Consider the following 18,450-nt stretch of genomic DNA (forward strand, 5'->3'; position numbering starts at 1 on the left):
AGTTCTACACAAGTCTTCTATATGATAAGAGTAACTTAATTAAGAAATGGTTCGAAGAGCTCATTTCTTAAAACTTCCCATAATCGGATTGGTGCCTGACACCGATCTTTTTTTTTGCAAAAAAACCCTCGCTGTTGTGTATTAGCAAGGGTAAATTTTTAACCTATTATTGTTTTAGAAAAGGATTGGCTCTCCGTCTCGAATGGGTTTTCTTCAATTTCAAAGCCGAGATCTTGAATCAGCTGATAATCGTCGCTTGCGCATTGTCCCTGAGTGGTTAAGTAATCACCTACAAAAATCGAATTCGCAATAAATAAACCTAGATTCTGTAGCGAACGCAAATTGAATTCACGTCCACCTGAAATTCGAATCTCCTTCGTCGGATTAATAAAACGAAATAATGCTAAAATCTTCAGGCAGCGAAGAGGAGTTAATTCATCTAGATTCTCAAGCTTTGTTCCCTGGATCGGATGAAGGAAATTAACAGGGATTGAATCCGCGTCTAGCTCCCTTAAAGCAAATGCCATATCAATGATATCTTCATCAGTTTCCCCCATCCCGCAAATGACACCGGAACACGGCGAAATCCCTGCTTTTTTTATATTTTCAATTGTGTCTACTCGGTCCTTATAATCGTGTGTCGTTGTAATATTCTCGTGATGATTCGCACTTGTATTAATATTGTGGTTAAAACGGTCAACCCCTGCAGCTTTTAATCGATGGGCCTGTTCCTCGCTCACTAATCCCATACAAGCACAAATTTTAATTTGATCAACCTCATTTTTAATTTCCTGAACAGCATTTATCACCGTTTCCACTTCATTATTTGTAGGTTTCCGTCCACTCATTACAATACAATATGTACCTATTTTATTCTTATTTGCTTCCTTTGCTCCTTCAACAATCGTTTGTTTACTTATGAGTGTATATCGGTCAATTTCTGTTTTCGCTTTAATAGATTGCGCACAATAGCCACAGTCTTCTGGACATAATCCACTTTTTGCATTGATGATTAAATTCAGTTTTACTTTCTTCCCGTAATAATGTCTGCGGATTTCATAGGCTGCATTAACAAGTGAGAGGATTTCTTCATCTTTTACCAATAAAATATTCATAGCTTCATCTTTGGTTGGAACATATCCGTCAATAATGTTTTCAGCAAGCTTAAACCAATACATGTCATCACCTCTTAATTATTTGTAAACCAAATCAAACTAACGGTTAACAAATAAATTATAAATCATGCATTCTAGGAATTAAACATACTATTATTAAAATTGGATATTTTTAGGCAGAATTCCCTATCCTCAGAAAAGAAAAGCTTCACAACTTCCACACAACTTCCCCCTAAATTCTTCACATATTTTCATTATGATAAAAGTAACTTAATTAGGAAATAAGTTCAAAGAACTCATTTCTTAAACTTCCCATTTTGGATTGGTGCCCGACACCAATCTATTTTTTATTAGAAAAGCACAAGCGCCGCGGTCAGCCCCGACAGGCAAATATCCTTTCTTAATACTACAAAAAAATAGGACGCTGACTTCAACGATCAAGTCAGCGTCCTATTAAAATATATTTTTAGTAAACGCCTACTTGTGACCAAGCAGAGGCAACGGCATTATATTGTGAACTGCCTGTACCATATAAATCAGCTGCTGCTGCAAGAAGAGCAGCACGGGCATTGCTAAAGTTACTCGTTGGAGTGAGATACACAGTAAGTGCGCGGTAATAAATTTTTTCTGCAACAGAAGTACCAAGGCTTGAAATGGTTAAGTAAGCCGCTTTGTTTGGAATCCCACTATTTGTATGAACGCCTCCGTTATCAGAAGTAGTGTTAACGTAACCGCTCATATTCTCAGGCTGTCCATAAAGGCTAGGATTCGATAGGCTTCGAAGGGCATCGCCTGCTTTATTTGGTGTGTATACATCCTCACCGATTAAATAATCCCCTTTGTCCATGAATACTCCAAATGTATCGGAAATGGACTCATTCAATGCTCCAGATTGATATTGATATTCTAGACCTGCGGTTCTTTCTGTTACCGCATGTGTTAACTCATGTCCTACGACATCTAATGCACCTGACAATGATCTAAAGGTTGTCCCATCACCGTCACCATAAACCATTTGCGCTCCATTCCAGAAGGCATTATTATAATTTCTGCTGTAGTGAACACTTGAACGAATGGTTGCCCCATTGTTATCAAAGCTGTTACGATTAAACGTATTTTTATAATAATCGTAAACAACACCTGCATAATAGTGCGCATCCACGTCTGCACGTTGTGATGTTGCGTTAAAATTATTATCTGCATCAACAGAATAACTACCAGGTAAACGTGTTAAATTCTTCGCAGTATATGTTTCAATGACACCTGACATAGGCTTAGTTACATCGTATAAATAGTAAGTACCACCTGAATAATAGGTATTCAGTGTTTTTGTATCACCAAGAACGCCAACCCCTGTACCTGCATCATTAACTGCATTATAGGAATCTAGTACATTTCCATTCACAGCATCTACATAGACTACCCAGTTTGCAGGGTAAGGCTGAATGAATTGAAGATTGGTTTTGTAAGCAAGATAGAAATCATTTGCTTTTTTATAAACAACTAATTCCGCTTTTTCAACGGTATCTTCAAATTTCTTACCCATTGGACCTGCTTCTGCGTTTGTTAGTGTATCTTCTTTAGTTAATTTAATAGATTTCCAAGCCTGGTTAAGTGCTGCGTCCTTAGAAAGCTGAGCTTTCAGTGCACCCTTGAAATAGGAAGAAGCTTCCGGGAACACGTCTCCATTCACCGCAGTTACGATTCCATTTTTATCTGTATGCACTTTAAACTTTGCCCCGTCAACCGGAACTCCTTGTACGGATTGAACAAAATTGTAATGCGTTCTGCCCAGCTCGTCCTTTTGAACATCTAGTAATGTCAAATCTTTATCGGAGTCTAATTTATATAGACTTTTATTTTCTTTTAAAAATTGCTTTACTGCAGCTTTGTCTTTATACGCTTTAGTAGATAGTTTTCCATGAACGAAGGATGGAACAGCTTGTCCCTTTTTCCAGTTTACTTTAGCATCTTTACCAAATTGGCTTGCATCCTTCGTTACTGTAACATTGTACGGAACCGTCTGCGCTGCAGCAGTAATCGGTACCACAGTCCCCATAGTTAATCCCAATGCCAAAACAAGTGATGTACGTTTCTTCATAATCCCAGCCTCCTAATAATCATTTATGTATTGAATTTTCAAAATTATCATAACACGGAGGATTTGATTTTATAATTGGGAAAAAAGAGACTTGTTTGGGGTCAGGCACCACCTCTTTAACACATCACTATAGTTAAAATCCCAACACCTGTTTCATTATGGCCTTGGGAAATATTCAGTCTATATTTTTTTAGTCTATTACTTGCATCTTTTAAAATAGGCAGAAAGGCCCTGAAATTAACGGCTATTCTGCTATTACATTAAGGACAAATTGAATAATCTGATAGAGTAACAACACAACAAAGATCAGTACCGAAATAAAGGCAAAGATTCTTTTTGGTTTCTGATACCACTTAGGAAATTGCGTAATTTGTTTAGGTGACTGAAAGCCTTGGACCATATCTCCATGTTTAATCACATCATTAAAAGGAGCTCGGTCCTCATTAGTAAAAAATTGTGTCTCGTCGTCTGGGTGTTGAATTGTATGCTTGTTAGAAATATCATTCATTGCATAGCACTCCTTCGCTTCAGATGGAAAGCCCCATTCCGCTCTAAATATACAAGGGTATCATACCATTTTCTTCCTTTCAACCGCCAGTATGCCTCTAAACAAGCAAAGGACTGCCAAATTGGCAGCCCTTCTCTCTAAACATTATCCACCCATTATAAAGTATGTTTGAATCCCCTTTTCTGCTTACCTCAATTGAACTTTTTTGGATTTATTTTAGAGGATTGTTTGTACTCAAAAGATAGAAACCATAATTTTAACCATAAAAAAACCGTCAATTGACGGCTTGTCTACTTTCCTTTAATTAATATGCCACGGTCATCAGCCTGCGGAGGTTCTTCCATCCAGCCATGCTTAATCATTATATTAGCCCCGTCCTCTGCATAAAGAGCAATTTCCGGTATTAACGATGCATACTTCATTCCTACATCTCTCCTAGGACTTGCGGCCATAGCCATTCCGTAATTCCCCACCCCTGCAGCGATCATCCCAGCCACATTGAACATAATCAACTTATCTGAAAAGACAGGAACAGTTGTATCTGTTAAGGCAGAATCCCAGCTCATCGGTATTGGTAAATCCTCTTTCCTTAAGAAACCACTGAAAATATCTACGTGTTTCTGCGCAATTTCCATTCCTCGTAAACAATATTGCTTTACTTCTTTACTTTGTGCAATCTGTGCATAACCTGTGATTAAAGTTTTTCCAATAGCGTTCGTTTGGACATTTAAAAACAAATGAGTAATTTCCACTGATGTTAAGGGTCTCTTATGTCCCAAAAATCCTGCTAAAAAATGCTGTCGTTTTACAAAGTCCACTTTATCAGGGACAGATAGGTATGGCGGTCGAATATAGGTTCCTTGCTTTAACATTAAATCCCTAGTGAAATCCTGAAGCTGAACCCCTATCTTTAAGACCCTTTTATGAAACTCTACCATATCTGGACGTGTAGCGACTCCTAGAGCCGCACTGCTGGCCGCCATTGCAAGGATGGACATATGTCTTAAAAACATAAGCACAAAAGTATCTGAAAAAAGCTTTGGTGCTTTGGGGTCAACATCTTGATCTGTAAATCCAATGGGTATAGGAAAGGATTCTTTAGTAAAGATGTCCTCCATTATAGCAATATTCCCTTTAGCAGAGTTTAAAACAAATTCAATGATTGGACGAACTTCCTCGTCCTCAACTTTTTCTAAAAAAAATTTGTTTATACAGATGATAATTGTATCGTTCAAATATTGTGCCCATAGTCCAGACATTTCCCCAGCAGTCAGTCGAATCCTTGTTTTATCTTCCATTTCAATATCCTCAATTTCTTCTGGAATAGAATGACTCATGAAACTCATTTGGGAATAGTATCCACAATAGACGAACATTTATGACAAATATTCCTCTATAAAATACACCGGTTCTATTTACCCTCGTAGGCATTAGTCACCGGTTCTAATTTTAGAAAAATGGTCTACCTTTTTGTTCTGAACGATTCGAGCCGCATGTGAACGATGTCCTTACCTTCATAAAATCGTACATAAGAGCCGCTTTTCTCCCTTTATCGGTCTTCCCATTTCTTTTGTCATGAAGACAATCCATAAATTCACGATCACATTGACAACGAGATTTTCCACTGCTTAGGCAGCGATCATGGTGCTTGCAGCAGGCGTCTACATCATTAATCGGTTCACCAGGACCACTGCAGCCAGGTCCACACCATCTATATCCTCGGAAGAGACAAAAAGAAAATGGACTTCTACTTCTTCTATTTTCCAAACTCTCACCTCCAGCACACAGTAAGTTAACGCTATATCTGTATATTAATAGTATATGGAGTACTAATAAAAACGCGATAATAAAAGCCCCTATTCTACCGAATAGAGGCATCAAAATTAATTTATTATACTCACTTTATTTTTCCCCGTATTCTTGGATTGGTATAAGCCCTCGTCCGCACGGTTTAATAACGAATCGATGGTATCCTCCAATCGAGAATCCGCCACCCCAAAGCTTGCTGTTAATCGACCAACTTCTTTAAACTCGTGCCTCTCTACTTTTTCCCTTAGGTAGTCTGCAAAGGCAATCGCATTGTTCCATGTCACATCAGAGAGCACAATAAATTCTTCTCCTCCCCAACGGCCCAATCGGTCACGTAAAGCAAGATGTTCTTGGATCAATCCAGCTAACTCAACTAAAACAGAGTCGCCAATTTTATGACCGAACAGATCATTAACCCTTTTAAAATAGTCAATATCGAAAAATATAATTGAAAAGGACGTATGCATTTCCCTCGAATCACTCAGCTTTTGATCCAACCACTCATCAATTTGATGGCGGTTGGCAACACCTGTTAATGAATCTAAATAGGCATATTTTTTTAGCAATTCCATCTTTGCATAGGCCCTAAACATATGCTGCGCATAAAAAAGGACAATGATGTAAACCAAGTTGGCAAAGTAGAATTGCAAAAGGGAATCAATGGATTCAGCCGAAAGTTTGTTGATAACCACGATTCCACTTAATAAGGTAATTAGGTAAATTCCTATAGAATAGTACAGGCCTCTCCTAATCCCTAGCGTTAAAAAGATAAACATAATGATAATTGGCATCCAGACAATAAAATCGCCTAAAGAACCGCCAATTTTCAACATATAATTATAAATCATATCGAAAAAAGTCGTTACATGATAAATACTAACTAACACTAGATTAGATAACTCACTAAACCGAACAAACTGTTTTTTATATACTAGAACCCAGCTTACTGCAAACCAAATTGTCATTGTATTATTAATAACAAAACTAAGTTTGTCCGAACCATCAACGTTTTGCATAATAGTATTTAAAATGAGCGCAATCAAAATGCATGGAATGACCCACAGATATACGCTTCTCTTAAGATCGGCAAGTGATTCATACTGTTTTGACACCGAATTTCATCTCCCCCAACTAATCCAATAGATTAGTCCAGCCTTAACCTGCAAAGAGCAGAGGGCGCTGTAAAAGTTCAAATTTCCTTCTATTATAACCGTCCATCTATACACCCATTTTAAACGAAAAACAGTCGTTTTTATATAGCTTTATTGACCTATGATTGTAGTATTTTTGTCCATTTTGTCTAAAAAAGTTAGAGTGTATAGTAGTTCAAAATCATCCCTAAAAAAACATACAATCATTTTAATTTATGGTAAATTAAGGTTATATAAATACTAGAAATAGCAGGTGAACATGATGTTAGAAAAATTCCAAGTATACATGTCCCCATTTCAACAAGAAAGAATGGTAAGAATATATCTTCCGGAAAACTATAATTCAGAAACCAAGAGATATCCTGTATTATATATGCACGATGGCCAGAATGTTTTTGAAGATGAAGGAGCCATTAAAGGGGTATCTTTAGGTATGAAGGATTACTTAGATCAAAGTGGCTTACCGATTATCGTTGTTGGAATTGACCTCAATACCGAAGGAGAAGGACGGATTGACGAGTACTGCCCATGGGCACATGGTGAAATCAGCAAAGAAATATTAGGTTATACCAGTTCGTCTGGTGGTAGAGGTGGCGAGTATCTGGATTTCATAGTAAAAGAGCTTAAGCCACTAATTGACAGTAAATATAGAACTCTTGTGGATCAGACCTCAATGGCTGGGATTTCTTTAGGTGCCCAAATATCCACTTATGCGGCCTGTAAGTATCCACATATTTTTAAAAGAATAGCAGCTATTTCCCCAGGATTTTATAGAAACCAGGAAGATATTGAAAATCTATTAAAGGAATCCGATTTATCCGCTATTGAAAAATTCTACATGGACATTGGGACAAAAGAATTGGGCGATGACGAAAAGATGACTCAGGTTTTCCTTGATTTAACAGACCGCGTGTATGCGATTTTAAAAGATAAGGTAGAAAACCTTCACTTTCAATTAATTGAAGAAGGTCAGCATAACTATACTTCCTTTAGGAAAAGAGTACCTGATTTTCTTTCCTATTTATTTTCAAATTGATCATTTTTACACCCCAAAAAAAGAACGGTAGGCAAAAAATTTGCCCTACCGTTCTTCTTAAAATGGTTTTAGTATCATTAAAGCTATGATAATAATAAATATTAGATTCTCAAGGTATTCATATCGAAAAAGAACCTTAGCTAACCGCCAATATTCTTCAGGTATAACTTCCCCTTTATGTGATTTTAATAACGCCTTCACGGGTCTTGACCTTGGTGACAGGACAAGCGGTCCAATCGCAAGTGCTGCCAAAAAGAGAATAAGGCTCGTTACATACCAGCCCATCCGGAACAAGCTTGGATTTAATAGTCCCATCGCTATACCTGTAATGAGTAGAAGGGTACCGCCAACCATTACAAAAATATGAAGCTTATGTCTAAGCCTATATGAATGCCTTAATTCAGTCATGTTTTTCCCCGATTTTACAACAGTCGTTAAAATAAATCCAGGTCCCATTCCCAAAATAGCTGAAAAGATATGAATGAACACAATTACTTTGTAAAGAGTAATCACTGGTGCTTCAACCTCCAATACCTTGCATGCTACCATTTTACCATAATCAAGACCAAGTTGTGTTCATCCCTTAAAAAGAAAAACCGGCAAAATCGTGACAGATTTTTGCCGGTTTGAAGTTACTAATATTATTTTGTTTCTACTTCATATTGAACAGGATCTGGAACTTCGCCTTCCTCTGATAATTCCTTATTCGTTTTCAGCGATTCCATTTCTTTTCCAAGTTGTTTTACCTCGTCCTCATCGGCTGCCATTGAACCATTTGGCTCAGCCTGGTCAGCTCGATAATCATTTATATTTACTACATTGTTTTTTAAATAATCAGCCATTTCCTTTAACTTACTGTCTGCAGCCTCCCTAACAGGAATAGGAATTCGTTCTTCATCTCCAAATAAGAAGGGCTTGCCTAACCTCGCTTGATCAGGATCTTCTAAATATCGTTCAACCGGAATCTCTAACCAATAGATGGATTCAGTAGATGAATCCCGCAGTGTTGCTCTATATTTTACCGATTCACCTATACCCATCATTGAAAAACCTTGCTCAGTCATGATTGAATGGATATCTGTAAATGGCATATTCTCAGAAACAAGTGCTTTAGCCTTCATACTGATGCTCCTCTCCTTGATTCCTTATTAATCAACCTATTTGTTGATTAATCTTTGTATACCCAGAATACGTGGAGTCGAAACATTTCATGCCTGTTAATCACGGGGATTAATAATTGCCAGCACCTGATGGTCTTCCCATTTGCCATTGATTTTCACATTTTTCAAAGCAATACCTTCCTTATGAAAACCTGCCTTCTCTAGCACGCGGATTGACCCGATATTATGAGGCATAACTCCTGCCTCGATTCTATGTAAATGCAAATCGTTGAAACCATAATCGACGATCAGCTTAGCCGCTTCTGTTGTATATCCTCTTCCATTATGATTTTTATCTAAAAAATAACCAATAAATGCACTTTGAAGCGAGCCTCTCATGACATGAAATAGATTGATCGTTCCAATTAAAGTATCATCATAAGTAAAAATTCCGAAGTTATAGGACTGGTCATTTTGACTAAGTTCTTGGTATTGAGGAATTCTCTCAAACTGCGCCTCAAGTGTATAGAAATCATCATCTCTTTCCATAGAAAACTTTTGAAAAAAATCGCGATTTGCAAGCTGTAGTTCAAGCAAAGCGGCTGCATCACTCGTAATAAAAGGTCTAATATAGATAGATTCACTTTTTAACATATTCTCGAATCACTCCTAACGGCTATTTTAAATGTAAAACCATATGTTCATCGTTAAAATATTCACCATTTACTTTTAAAGCCTTTTCTTCCAATCCAAACGTCGTAAATCCTAATTTGGAATAGAGTCTCTTCGCTTTTTCATTACTTGCGGTGACAGATAGGTTGATTTTTTCGATTACCTCTATTGTTTTTGCCTTGTTGATCGCTTCTTTAAGCAAGGCCTCCCCCACTCCTGAACGCTGTTTTCTTGGAGTGACATACATGGCAAAAATATTAGCCCTATGCTCGACTTTTTCCGCTCTTTCCTGGAGCAACGTGACAACGCCCATTAACTCTTCTCCTTCAAAAGCGCCAAACGTATAATTACCTTCTGATGTGAAATTGCGGGCTACTTGTTCAACTGGATTTTCTCGTTTAACCGCATCTTCATAGCTTGTTAAAAAGGCCTCTGGATTTTCCTTTAATGCTTCTAATCTCAGTGCCCAATACCGTTCTGCATCCGCAGGAGTTAATAGTCTGATTTGCATTTTCCATTCCCCTCTCCCAAAATTTTTGCCATATAATATTCATCGACATATTCTCCAGCTATAAGTAAGGAATCCTTTTTTGTACCTTCCACTTTAAAGCCCATTTTCTGATACAGAGCCACACCGGCTATATTACGGGTAACGGCTGTTAGCTCTAATCGACGAATGTTTCGTTCACTTGCCCATTCTTCGAGATTCTTAAATAGCAACGTCCCTACACCTTTTCCTCTATAATCTTTTAAAATACCAATTACAATATACACAGCATGCTGATTTCTTCTTGCTGTACCTCCCATAGCAAACATGTAGCCTATTAATCGGTTTTCCACTTCTGCTACAAAGAGAGTAGAGTTCCCGCTTTTTTTGGAAGAAGTGATTCTATTTCTGAGTTGTTCAGGTGTAACCTGTCGTTCATCTGGCTCCATCAGCATAAACTCAGATTCATTTTCAACCTGCTTAATCAGCGCTACCAAGTTTTCTGCATCAGTACCTCCTGCTTCTCTGATATTCATATGAATTCCCCTTCATTAATGAACCTTATATTAATGTCTTGGCGCCCAAAGAATAATTGAAGCACCCAGTAAACAGATTGCTGCTCCGAGCCAGTCATACAGATCTGGTGTCTTTTTATCTACTAGCCATCCCCATAACACCGATAACAAGATAAAGACACCACCATATGCGGCATATACTCTGCCAAACGAAGGAAACGCTTGAAAAGTGGCTATGATTCCATAGAGCACAAGAGTAATACCACCGAGGAGTCCCCACGAGAGTGGCTTTCCTTCTCTTAACCATAACCAAATAAGGTAACCCCCGCCTATTTCTGCTAATCCTGCAAGTATAAATAAAATCGCTGCTTTAAACATGAAAATCACATCCTGTAAACCTATCCCTATTTTCTAGCCTTATTACTAATATAAAGATTGTTAAAAAAGACTGCCAGTGATAGCAGTCTTAACCGACTTTATTTTTCTTTATAAACGCTTCAACATGTAGCATTATTTCCTTCATCGCTTCAATGGTTGCTGATGTATTTTCTTGAATTTCTAAACCATGATCCGCTTTAGGTATAACAACCGTACTAACGAGCGGGTTGTTCTCCAGTGCAGTTAACCGCCCTTCAATGAAATGATGGTCTTCATCTCCAATGACACAAAGAGAAGGTAATTTCGTTTCCACTAGGGCTTGATATACCCTATCTTCCTTTAGCAGCGGAGTTAACCAAATGCCTACTGAATTTTGCAGGAAGGTTTCCTGAGTCCATTCCATCGCCATCGGAATCGTTCCAATGGATTTACTTAATAAAATACACTGCTCATATCCGGCATCTTTTACAGCTGTCTCGACCACAACTTTTACATCTTCATACATCCATTGCTCTCGTTCTACCTTGGTAAGCTCCCTAAACTTTTCATTCTTTACAAAGTTGTAATTGATATTTAGAACATCCACATTATTGTTCAAACATACCCCTGTCGCATAATGAAATAGCGGGCGCTGAGTTGAATAACCCAGCCCAGGCAGCATAATACAAATAGTTTTATTTGGCTTTTCGCTGCAGATCCACGTATACGGTATGGTTGAATGTTCATTTCTAATGACTACATCTTCGAAAAATTTATACATTGAACTCACCTCATTATCCTATCTATCTTACAAATTTAATTTCTGCTATTTTACCACTTTCTATAAAACCAATATTTTTGTACACCTTATTGGAATCAGGATTAATGATATCCGCATACAGCATCGGTATAAGCCCCTCTGAATGGATAATCACACACAATTCCCTTACTAACGCACTTGCATAGCCATTTTTCCGATGCTCAACTGGAGTAAAAACAGCATTAATTCGGGCATGCCTAGGAGAGCGATGTGATATGTTCGCCATTGATACCGGCTTACCATCAACAAACCAAAGATATAAGTTTCCAGTTCCAATCATTGTTTGTGCCTTTGACATCTGAGTACCTACCTCTACAGAAGTACCAAACGCATCCTTTAAAAACCCTGCAAGATACGCCTCTACGGTTTCTATGTCTTCTAATGCGGCTTTCTGAATTTCTCCTGATACATTTACCGGTTTTAACACCTTTGGACAATGGTATGATTCCATGGTCATATCTGTTTGGTAGCCAATACCCCGTTTTTTTGAAAAAGCTTCCGCAAACATTTCCGCAGTCTGAGGATCTCCAGATACTCCAGGAAGCTGATCACTATTTAAATAGTCTACTAGATTATTAATCAAAGCTCTTTGTTCCTCTGGTGGAGTCTCCTTAGATAACCACAACCAGGCATTATGGCCAGGCGATTGCGCCAAAATCATCTTATTATCAGGTGTCTTAATCCCTAATGCATCACTGCCTTCACTGATCCGGTGAATTAGATTATATTGGACTTCATCACTTACAAAAGATTCCTCAGTAGTTAATAAATCATCATTAGGAACAAGTCTAATAAACATAATACCAACCTCCTACTATCGAATTAGATTCGCCAAGGGTGCCTAACATACCTTCCTTAATTTGTTGATTTTCGTTTAGGTAGAGAATTCATAAGCGGAGAATTTCTGGCCATTTTATAAAGAGGAAGCTTAAAAAGTAGAAATAAGCGGAGAATTTCCGGTTAACTGCTCTAAAAAAGACAAAATCCAAAAATTTGAATAATATAAACGGAAAAACCTCCCTTATTATTAAGGAAATATGGGTATTCCCCAATTTAATCGGAACTTTTCCGTTTATTAATCACAGTGAAATCACTGCCACTGATTCTCAAAAATTATCGATATAAAGAATCACAACTTCGAACATCCAGTATCTAAAAAAACACTCGCAGAATACTAAAAGATTCACTTAAGAGGTGCCTGACCACGGTTCTGCAGCGTAAATGACAGTCTATTTTACTAAGAAATCAACATGAAGAAGAGTAGCTGAATAAATTGTATATGCGCTCTTTTGCTCTAAACGACCGAAGACCTGATTTTTTTTTGCCCTTCAGTCGTTATGAACCCCTCTAAACGACCGGAGCCCTGATTTTTTTTGCCCTTCAGTCGTTATGAACCCCTCTAAACGACCGGAGCCCTGATTTTTTTACCCCTTCGGTCGTTATGAACCCTTCTATACGACCGGAGCCCTGATTTTCTTAACCCTTCGGTCGTTATGAACCCTTCTATACGACCGGAGCCCTGATTTTTTTAACGCTTCAGTCGTTATGAACCCTTCTAATCGACCGAAGTCCTAATTTTTTTACCCCTTCGGTCGTTATGAACCTTTCTATACGACCGAAGTCCTAATTTTTTTACCCCTTCGGTCGTTATGAACCCTTCTAATCGACCGGAGCCCTGATTTTTTTAGCCCTTCGGTCGTTATGAACCTTTCTAATCGACCGAAGCCCTGATTTTTTTTGCCCTTCAGTCGTTATGAACCCCTCTAAACGACCGGAGACCTGATTTTTTTACCCCTTCGGTCGTTATGAACCCTTCTAAACGACCGGAGACCTGATTTTTTTACCCCTTCGGTCGTTATGAACCCTTCTAAACGACCGGAGCCCTGATTTTTTATGCCCTTCGGTCGTTATGAACCTTTCTAAACGACCGAAGCCCTGATTTTTTTTGCCCTTCAGTCGTTATGAACCCTTCTAATCGACCGGAGCCCTGATTTTCTTAACGCTTCAGTCGTTATGAACCCTTCTATACGACCGGAGCCCTGATTTTTTTACCCCTTCGGTCGTTATGAACCCCTTCTAATCGACCGATGGCCTGATTTTTTTAGCCCTTCAGTCGTTATGAACCCTTCTAATCGACCGAAGTCCTGTTTTTTTATGCCCTTCGGTCGTTATGAACCCTTCTATACGACCGGAGCCCTGATTTTTTATGCCCTTCGGTCGTTATGAACCTTTCTAATCGACCGAAGACCTGATTTTTTTACCCCTTCGGTCGTTATGAACCCTTCTAATCGACCGAAGTCCTGATTTTTTTACCCTTTCGGTCGTTATGAACTATAAATGCTAATTTTAATATGTACAGAAATGATTGTATAAGAATGTACAGTTTTGGGTAGTACATGGCATACTCTTATCGAGGTGGAGAGTATGTATGTTCAACTAGATATTACAACAAATTTTGAAATCAACAGTCTTACAGACTTACCAAAACTTAAACTTCTTATGGAGAATTTAAATATGAAAATTAACAAGAGTAAATTAGCTAGAGAATTAAATGTAGATCGGAGGACAGTTGATAAATATATTAATGGATATGTGCCTCAAAAGAAACGAGATAGAGAATCTAAGATAGATGATTATTACGGAGTAATAAAGCTACTGCTTTCCCGAGAGTCTAAGCAGAGATTTTTTTATAAACGTGTTCTATGGCAGTATTTAAAAGATAATCATGGACTGGAATGTTCCCAGTCAACATTTCGAGCTTATATAGCTCGTAAACCAGAGTTTCAAGCATACTTTAGTGAGGGGAAACGTACAGAAACTGTTCACTCCGTAATTCGTTATGAAACCCTTCCGGGTGAACAAGCTCAAATAGATTGGAAGGAGAATATCCGGTATATAACGAAAGATGGAGAAATTCTTTATGTAAATGTGGCTGTTTTTCTTTTGTCCCATTCCCGTTTTAGAACCTTTCATTTAACAATATCAAAGTCACAAAGCGTATTGATGTCCTTTCTGACAGAAAGCTTTGAAGCCATTGGGGGAGTGCCTAAAAACCTTGTGACGGATAATATGAAAACAGTAATGGATGAACCACGAACCGAGTATTCAAAGGGAGTAGTGAATGAACGCTTTGGTCAATTTGAAAAGGATTTTGGGTTTAAAGTAAGGCCTTGTATTGCAGGACGACCAAGGACGAAGGGGAAAGTTGAAAGTCCTATGAAATTGATAGACGAGATTCATGCCTATCAGGGAAAATTTGATTATGAGGAGCTTCATGCGTTTGTGCAGAGCCTTTGTGAACGGATTAACCACAGTTACCATCAGGGTACAGGGAAAATACCTATTTTGGCCATTGAACAAGAAAAAAATCTCTTATTGCCCCTACCAAGAAAGCAAATAAGAGATTCTTATAAGATCCACCATAAACTTGTACAGGTCAATTCCGCTTGCATGATTACTTATAAATCAAACCAGTATTCAGTTCCAGCTGAATACAAAGGGAAAACCGTTGGTTTACAAGTATATGATAATCAAATCCATATTTATTATAACACGGAGTTAATCGCGAAACACGAGGTCAGTGAAATCAAACTCAACTATAAAAAAGAACACTACGTTGAGGCACTCTCAAGAGGGCTTCCGCACTTTCCGGATATTGATGAGCTGGCTAAAAATAACTTACGAGCGATTGATGAGGTGTATAAAAATGAATAGTAGTTATCAACAATTAATGCAAAACCTTGAGTATTTAAAATTAAAACAGATGATTGGTCATCTTGGTGAAACGATTGATTTTGGTATGAGTAATCAATTATCTTTTGTAGACACACTCTTAAAACTAACAAATTATGAAATCGATATGCGTGAAAAAACCATGGTTAATTCAATGGTCAAGGTGGGGGCCTTCCCCCACCGTAAAGAGATAAAGGATTTTGATTTTAATTTCCAACCATCAGTAAACAAGCAGCAAATACTTGATTTTACAACATTACGATTTCTCGAAGAGAAAGAGAATATCGTATTCTTGGGACCTAGTGGAGTCGGAAAGACACATTTAGCAACAGCCATAGGGATAGCAGCAGCCAAGAAACGAACCAGTACCTATTTTATAAAATGTAATGAATTAATCCTGCAATTAAAAAGAGCAAAATTAGAAAATCGCTTAGAAAGTCGATTAAAGCATTATGGAAAGTATAAGTTATTAATTATTGATGAAATTGGATATCTACCAATTGATCGTGAGGATGCCAAATTGTTCTTCCAGCTAATTGATTTAAGATATGAGAAAAAAAGCACCATATTAACCACAAATGTAAGCTTTAAGCAGTGGGATGAGGTCTTCCAGGATACAAAAATAGCAAATGCCATATTGGATCGTGTATTACACCACGCAACAGTTGTGAACATAATTGGTGATTCGTATCGTATTAAAAATCATTTGGAAAAGGAAAACGAGTAATTTTTGTACATTCTTAAACAATCAAAAATGTACATACTTAGCTTGACATTTACATATGAACCCTTCTATACGACCGGAGCCCTGATTTTTTATGCCCTTCGGTCGTTATGAACCTTTCTAAACGACCGAAGTCCTGATTTTTTTTGCCCTACAGTCGTTATGAACCTATCTAAACGACCGGAGCCCTGATTTTTTTACCCCTTCGGTCGTTATGAACCCTTCTAAACGACCGGAGCCCTGATTTTTTTACCCCTTCGGTCGTTATGAACCCTTCTAAACGACCGGAGCCCTGATTTTTTTACCCCTTCGGTCGTTATGAACCCTTCTAAACGACCGGAGCCCTGATTTTTTTACCCCTTCGGTCGTTATGAACACTTCTATACGACCGGAGACCTGATTTTTTTATCCCTCCAGTCGTTATGAAACCTTCTATACGACCGGAGCCCTGATTTTTTTACCCCTTCAGTCGTTATGAACCCTTCTAAACGACCGGAGACCTGATTTTTTTACCCCTTCAGTCGTTATGAACTCGTCTCAACTACGGAAGCTCAAATTTCCCTTCCCCTTCTCCCATTAACATCTAATTTGCACTTATTTTGGTATTCTAAATGACATCTAATTTGACATGAATTTTCAATGTACAATATGTATTGTCACTCAAAAACACTTTAATATTGGACTGCCAATACTAAAAGAAATGGACATTAAACCTTTATATAACAACAAAAATGGCATGCGTCAATTTACATGCCATTTCATCTGTCTATTTGTCTTCGTGCACCCCACAAGTGAACCCTTTAGCAGAATACGCGAAGTGTTTTTTTTATTAGAAGTATTATGCTGCTTTCTCTACCGCATCATTTTCTATCTTGTGGCCTTCCCATTTTGTAATAACAATGGCCGCTAACGAGTTACCCACAATATTTACACATGTACGTGCCATATCAAGAATACGGTCAATACCAGCGATAAATGCTAATCCTTCAACTGGGATACCTACGCTACCAAGAGTCGCAAGCAACACGACGAACGATACACCCGGAACTCCGGCAATCCCTTTAGAAGTAAGCATCAATACAAGAACTAAAGTAATTTGGTGTGTAATACTCATATGAATTCCATACATTTGAGCGATGAATAACGCTGCAATCGCTTGATACAAGGTTGATCCATCAAGGTTAAATGAATATCCTGTTGGAATAACGAATGAAGTAATAGCCTTCGGACACCCGATCTTCTCCATCTTTTCCATGATTTTAGGAAGAACCGTTTCCGAACTTGCTGTTGTATAACCCAGAATTAATTCATCTTTTAAGTAACGGATTAGATTAAAGATATTAAACCCTGCAATTTTTGCAACTACACCCAGAACAACTAAAATAAAGAAAATCATTGATCCGTAAACAACTAGTACTAATTTACCTAATGGGATTAATGACGTAATACCAAATTTAGATACGGTTACACCAATTAAAGCAAATACACCAAGTGGAGCCAGTTTCATGATTTGGTTGGTAACATAGAACATGGCATCTGCTGTACCTCTGAAGAAGTTGATAATCGGTTGACCTTTTTCTCCAATGGCTGCTACTCCAAGTCCAAACATAACAGAGAAAAAGATAATAGCCAGCATATCGCCATTTGCTAATGACTGGATGATATTTGTAGGCACGATATTAACAAAGGTATCAACCATAGAATGTGACTCGGTTTGTGCAGCAGTATCAACATAAGAGTTAATATCTGTTTTCGTTAAGTGTGATCGGTCCACACCAGCTCCCGGTTGAAACACGTTTGCAGCAAGCAAACCTACAAGGATAGCAATCGTGGTAATGATTTCAAAATATAAAAGCGTTTTTCCACCCAGTTTACCTAGTGACTTCATATCACCAACACCGGCAACACCAACAATAAGACTAGCTACAACAATCGGAACAACAATCATTTTAATTAATCGAATAAATATTGTACCAATTGGCTGTAAGTATGCTTCCACATGCGGGTTACCATAAAATATAGCACCCACAGCAATACCTAGTGCTAGTCCAATAAAAATCTGCCATGCTAAGCTAATTTTTTTCATCTTCATCTCCCCTTATTTTATATATAAAAAGTTGATTACTTTACTATAATCAACTAATTCAATTCCCTATTATATTAAATTGAAACCCACAATTATTAGAATAACTTCTAAATAAAAAGTTAGCAACATTCCTGAGTTCGAAACCGTTAATTACCAACGATCATTTTCAGATTAATGAAACTCTTTATTAGTATATTCATTTTTTCAGCATAACATGTTCATCACAAAAGATAAATA

The 18,450-nt window shown here is 37.8% G+C and carries 18 protein-coding genes; 3 read left to right on the plus strand and 15 right to left on the minus strand.

Annotated features, from left to right (window positions below; all coding sequences use genetic code 11):
* Positions 1-158: 158 nt before the first annotated feature.
* The 6 genes from bioB to QE429_RS22380 form a co-directional block, all read right to left on the minus strand.
* On the minus strand, positions 159-1,178 hold the full coding sequence (bioB, locus tag QE429_RS22355; RefSeq protein ID WP_307290146.1) for a biotin synthase BioB: 1,020 nt from the start codon (positions 1,176-1,178) through the stop codon (positions 159-161).
* A 403-nt stretch (positions 1,179-1,581) separates the two neighbouring features.
* The gene (locus QE429_RS22360) at positions 1,582-3,216 is read right to left on the minus strand and encodes a M4 family metallopeptidase (protein ID WP_307290148.1); all 1,635 of its coding nucleotides are present in this window, start codon (positions 3,214-3,216) and stop codon (positions 1,582-1,584) included.
* Positions 3,217-3,460: 244 nt separating this feature from the next.
* Positions 3,461-3,724, minus strand: a complete 264-nt coding sequence (locus QE429_RS22365; protein WP_307290150.1) for a hypothetical protein — start codon at positions 3,722-3,724, stop codon at positions 3,461-3,463.
* Between the two features lie 290 nt (positions 3,725-4,014).
* The gene (locus QE429_RS22370) at positions 4,015-5,070 is read right to left on the minus strand and encodes a DUF3231 family protein (RefSeq protein WP_307290152.1); all 1,056 of its coding nucleotides are present in this window, start codon (positions 5,068-5,070) and stop codon (positions 4,015-4,017) included.
* Between the two features lie 103 nt (positions 5,071-5,173).
* The gene (locus tag QE429_RS22375) at positions 5,174-5,491 is read right to left on the minus strand and encodes a phospholipase A2 family protein (protein WP_307290153.1); all 318 of its coding nucleotides are present in this window, start codon (positions 5,489-5,491) and stop codon (positions 5,174-5,176) included.
* Between the two features lie 116 nt (positions 5,492-5,607).
* Positions 5,608-6,645 carry a GGDEF domain-containing protein gene (locus tag QE429_RS22380; RefSeq protein ID WP_307290155.1) on the minus strand — a complete coding sequence of 346 codons (1,038 nt, stop codon included), beginning with the start codon at positions 6,643-6,645 and terminating at the stop codon, positions 5,608-5,610.
* A 298-nt stretch (positions 6,646-6,943) separates the two neighbouring features.
* Between QE429_RS22380 and QE429_RS22385 the strand changes: the two genes are divergently transcribed.
* Positions 6,944-7,720: an alpha/beta hydrolase gene (locus QE429_RS22385; RefSeq protein WP_307290157.1), complete on the plus strand. Its 777-nt coding sequence runs from the start codon at positions 6,944-6,946 to the stop codon at positions 7,718-7,720.
* 57 nt (positions 7,721-7,777) lie between these two features.
* Here the strand turns inward: QE429_RS22385 and QE429_RS22390 are convergent, their stop codons facing one another.
* The 8 genes from QE429_RS22390 to QE429_RS22425 all read right to left on the minus strand — a co-directional run bounded on the left by QE429_RS22390 (position 7,778) and on the right by QE429_RS22425 (position 12,470).
* On the minus strand, positions 7,778-8,233 hold the full coding sequence (locus QE429_RS22390) for a DUF2269 family protein (RefSeq protein ID WP_307290159.1): 456 nt from the start codon (positions 8,231-8,233) through the stop codon (positions 7,778-7,780).
* 128 nt (positions 8,234-8,361) lie between these two features.
* The gene (locus tag QE429_RS22395) at positions 8,362-8,841 is read right to left on the minus strand and encodes an FtsZ/tubulin family protein (RefSeq protein ID WP_307290160.1); all 480 of its coding nucleotides are present in this window, start codon (positions 8,839-8,841) and stop codon (positions 8,362-8,364) included.
* Positions 8,842-8,937: 96 nt separating this feature from the next.
* Entirely contained in the window at positions 8,938-9,474 is a 537-nt protein-coding gene (locus QE429_RS22400; protein ID WP_307290162.1) for a GNAT family N-acetyltransferase, read from the minus strand.
* A gap of 22 nt (positions 9,475-9,496) precedes the next feature.
* Positions 9,497-10,003, minus strand: coding sequence for a GNAT family N-acetyltransferase (locus tag QE429_RS22405; protein ID WP_307290163.1), 507 nt, complete (start codon positions 10,001-10,003; stop codon positions 9,497-9,499).
* Positions 9,985-10,515, minus strand: a complete 531-nt coding sequence (locus QE429_RS22410; protein WP_307290164.1) for a GNAT family N-acetyltransferase — start codon at positions 10,513-10,515, stop codon at positions 9,985-9,987. Before QE429_RS22410 ends, QE429_RS22405 begins: the two co-directional genes overlap by 19 nt.
* A 30-nt stretch (positions 10,516-10,545) precedes the next feature.
* Positions 10,546-10,872, minus strand: coding sequence for a YnfA family protein (locus QE429_RS22415; RefSeq protein ID WP_307290166.1), 327 nt, complete (start codon positions 10,870-10,872; stop codon positions 10,546-10,548).
* A gap of 88 nt (positions 10,873-10,960) precedes the next feature.
* Complete coding sequence (locus QE429_RS22420; RefSeq protein ID WP_307290167.1) at positions 10,961-11,632, minus strand: hypothetical protein; 672 nt, start codon at positions 11,630-11,632, stop codon at positions 10,961-10,963.
* A gap of 22 nt (positions 11,633-11,654) precedes the next feature.
* The gene (locus QE429_RS22425; RefSeq protein WP_307290168.1) at positions 11,655-12,470 is read right to left on the minus strand and encodes a GNAT family N-acetyltransferase; all 816 of its coding nucleotides are present in this window, start codon (positions 12,468-12,470) and stop codon (positions 11,655-11,657) included.
* A gap of 1,625 nt (positions 12,471-14,095) precedes the next feature.
* On the opposite strand from QE429_RS22425, the gene istA reads away from it, so the two are divergent.
* The gene (istA, locus tag QE429_RS22430) at positions 14,096-15,385 is read left to right on the plus strand and encodes an IS21 family transposase (RefSeq protein ID WP_307282676.1); all 1,290 of its coding nucleotides are present in this window, start codon (positions 14,096-14,098) and stop codon (positions 15,383-15,385) included.
* Positions 15,378-16,130: an IS21-like element helper ATPase IstB gene (gene istB, locus QE429_RS22435; protein ID WP_307282679.1), complete on the plus strand. Its 753-nt coding sequence runs from the start codon at positions 15,378-15,380 to the stop codon at positions 16,128-16,130. The genes istA and istB overlap by 8 nt, the downstream gene beginning before the upstream one ends.
* An 835-nt stretch (positions 16,131-16,965) precedes the next feature.
* Here the strand turns inward: istB and QE429_RS22440 are convergent.
* Positions 16,966-18,213: a cation:dicarboxylate symporter family transporter gene (locus tag QE429_RS22440; protein ID WP_307290170.1), complete on the minus strand. Its 1,248-nt coding sequence runs from the start codon at positions 18,211-18,213 to the stop codon at positions 16,966-16,968.
* Positions 18,214-18,450 lie beyond the last annotated feature (237 nt).

This window comes from Bacillus sp. SORGH_AS_0510, assembly GCF_030818775.1.
Classification (GTDB): domain Bacteria; phylum Bacillota; class Bacilli; order Bacillales; family Cytobacillaceae; genus Neobacillus.

Bases quoted from the DNA above. Each gene is read 5' to 3' on its own strand.
- QE429_RS22385 (WP_307290157.1), top strand. From the start codon at position 6,944: ATGATGTTAGAAAAATTCCAAGTATACATGTCCCCATTTCAACAAGAA.
- istB (WP_307282679.1), top strand. From the start codon at position 15,378: ATGAATAGTAGTTATCAACAATTAATGCAAAACCTTGAGTATTTAAAA.
- QE429_RS22360 (WP_307290148.1), bottom strand. From the start codon at position 3,216: ATGAAGAAACGTACATCACTTGTTTTGGCATTGGGATTAACTATGGGG.
- QE429_RS22405 (WP_307290163.1), bottom strand. From the start codon at position 10,003: ATGCAAATCAGACTATTAACTCCTGCGGATGCAGAACGGTATTGGGCA.
- bioB (WP_307290146.1), bottom strand. From the start codon at position 1,178: ATGTATTGGTTTAAGCTTGCTGAAAACATTATTGACGGATATGTTCCA.
- QE429_RS22370 (WP_307290152.1), bottom strand. From the start codon at position 5,070: ATGAGTTTCATGAGTCATTCTATTCCAGAAGAAATTGAGGATATTGAA.
- istA (WP_307282676.1), top strand. From the start codon at position 14,096: ATGTATGTTCAACTAGATATTACAACAAATTTTGAAATCAACAGTCTT.
- QE429_RS22400 (WP_307290162.1), bottom strand. From the start codon at position 9,474: ATGTTAAAAAGTGAATCTATCTATATTAGACCTTTTATTACGAGTGAT.
- QE429_RS22365 (WP_307290150.1), bottom strand. From the start codon at position 3,724: ATGAATGATATTTCTAACAAGCATACAATTCAACACCCAGACGACGAG.
- QE429_RS22395 (WP_307290160.1), bottom strand. From the start codon at position 8,841: ATGAAGGCTAAAGCACTTGTTTCTGAGAATATGCCATTTACAGATATC.
- QE429_RS22410 (WP_307290164.1), bottom strand. From the start codon at position 10,515: ATGAATATCAGAGAAGCAGGAGGTACTGATGCAGAAAACTTGGTAGCG.
- QE429_RS22440 (WP_307290170.1), bottom strand. From the start codon at position 18,213: ATGAAAAAAATTAGCTTAGCATGGCAGATTTTTATTGGACTAGCACTA.
- QE429_RS22415 (WP_307290166.1), bottom strand. From the start codon at position 10,872: ATGTTTAAAGCAGCGATTTTATTTATACTTGCAGGATTAGCAGAAATA.
- QE429_RS22425 (WP_307290168.1), bottom strand. From the start codon at position 12,470: ATGTTTATTAGACTTGTTCCTAATGATGATTTATTAACTACTGAGGAA.
- QE429_RS22420 (WP_307290167.1), bottom strand. From the start codon at position 11,632: ATGTATAAATTTTTCGAAGATGTAGTCATTAGAAATGAACATTCAACC.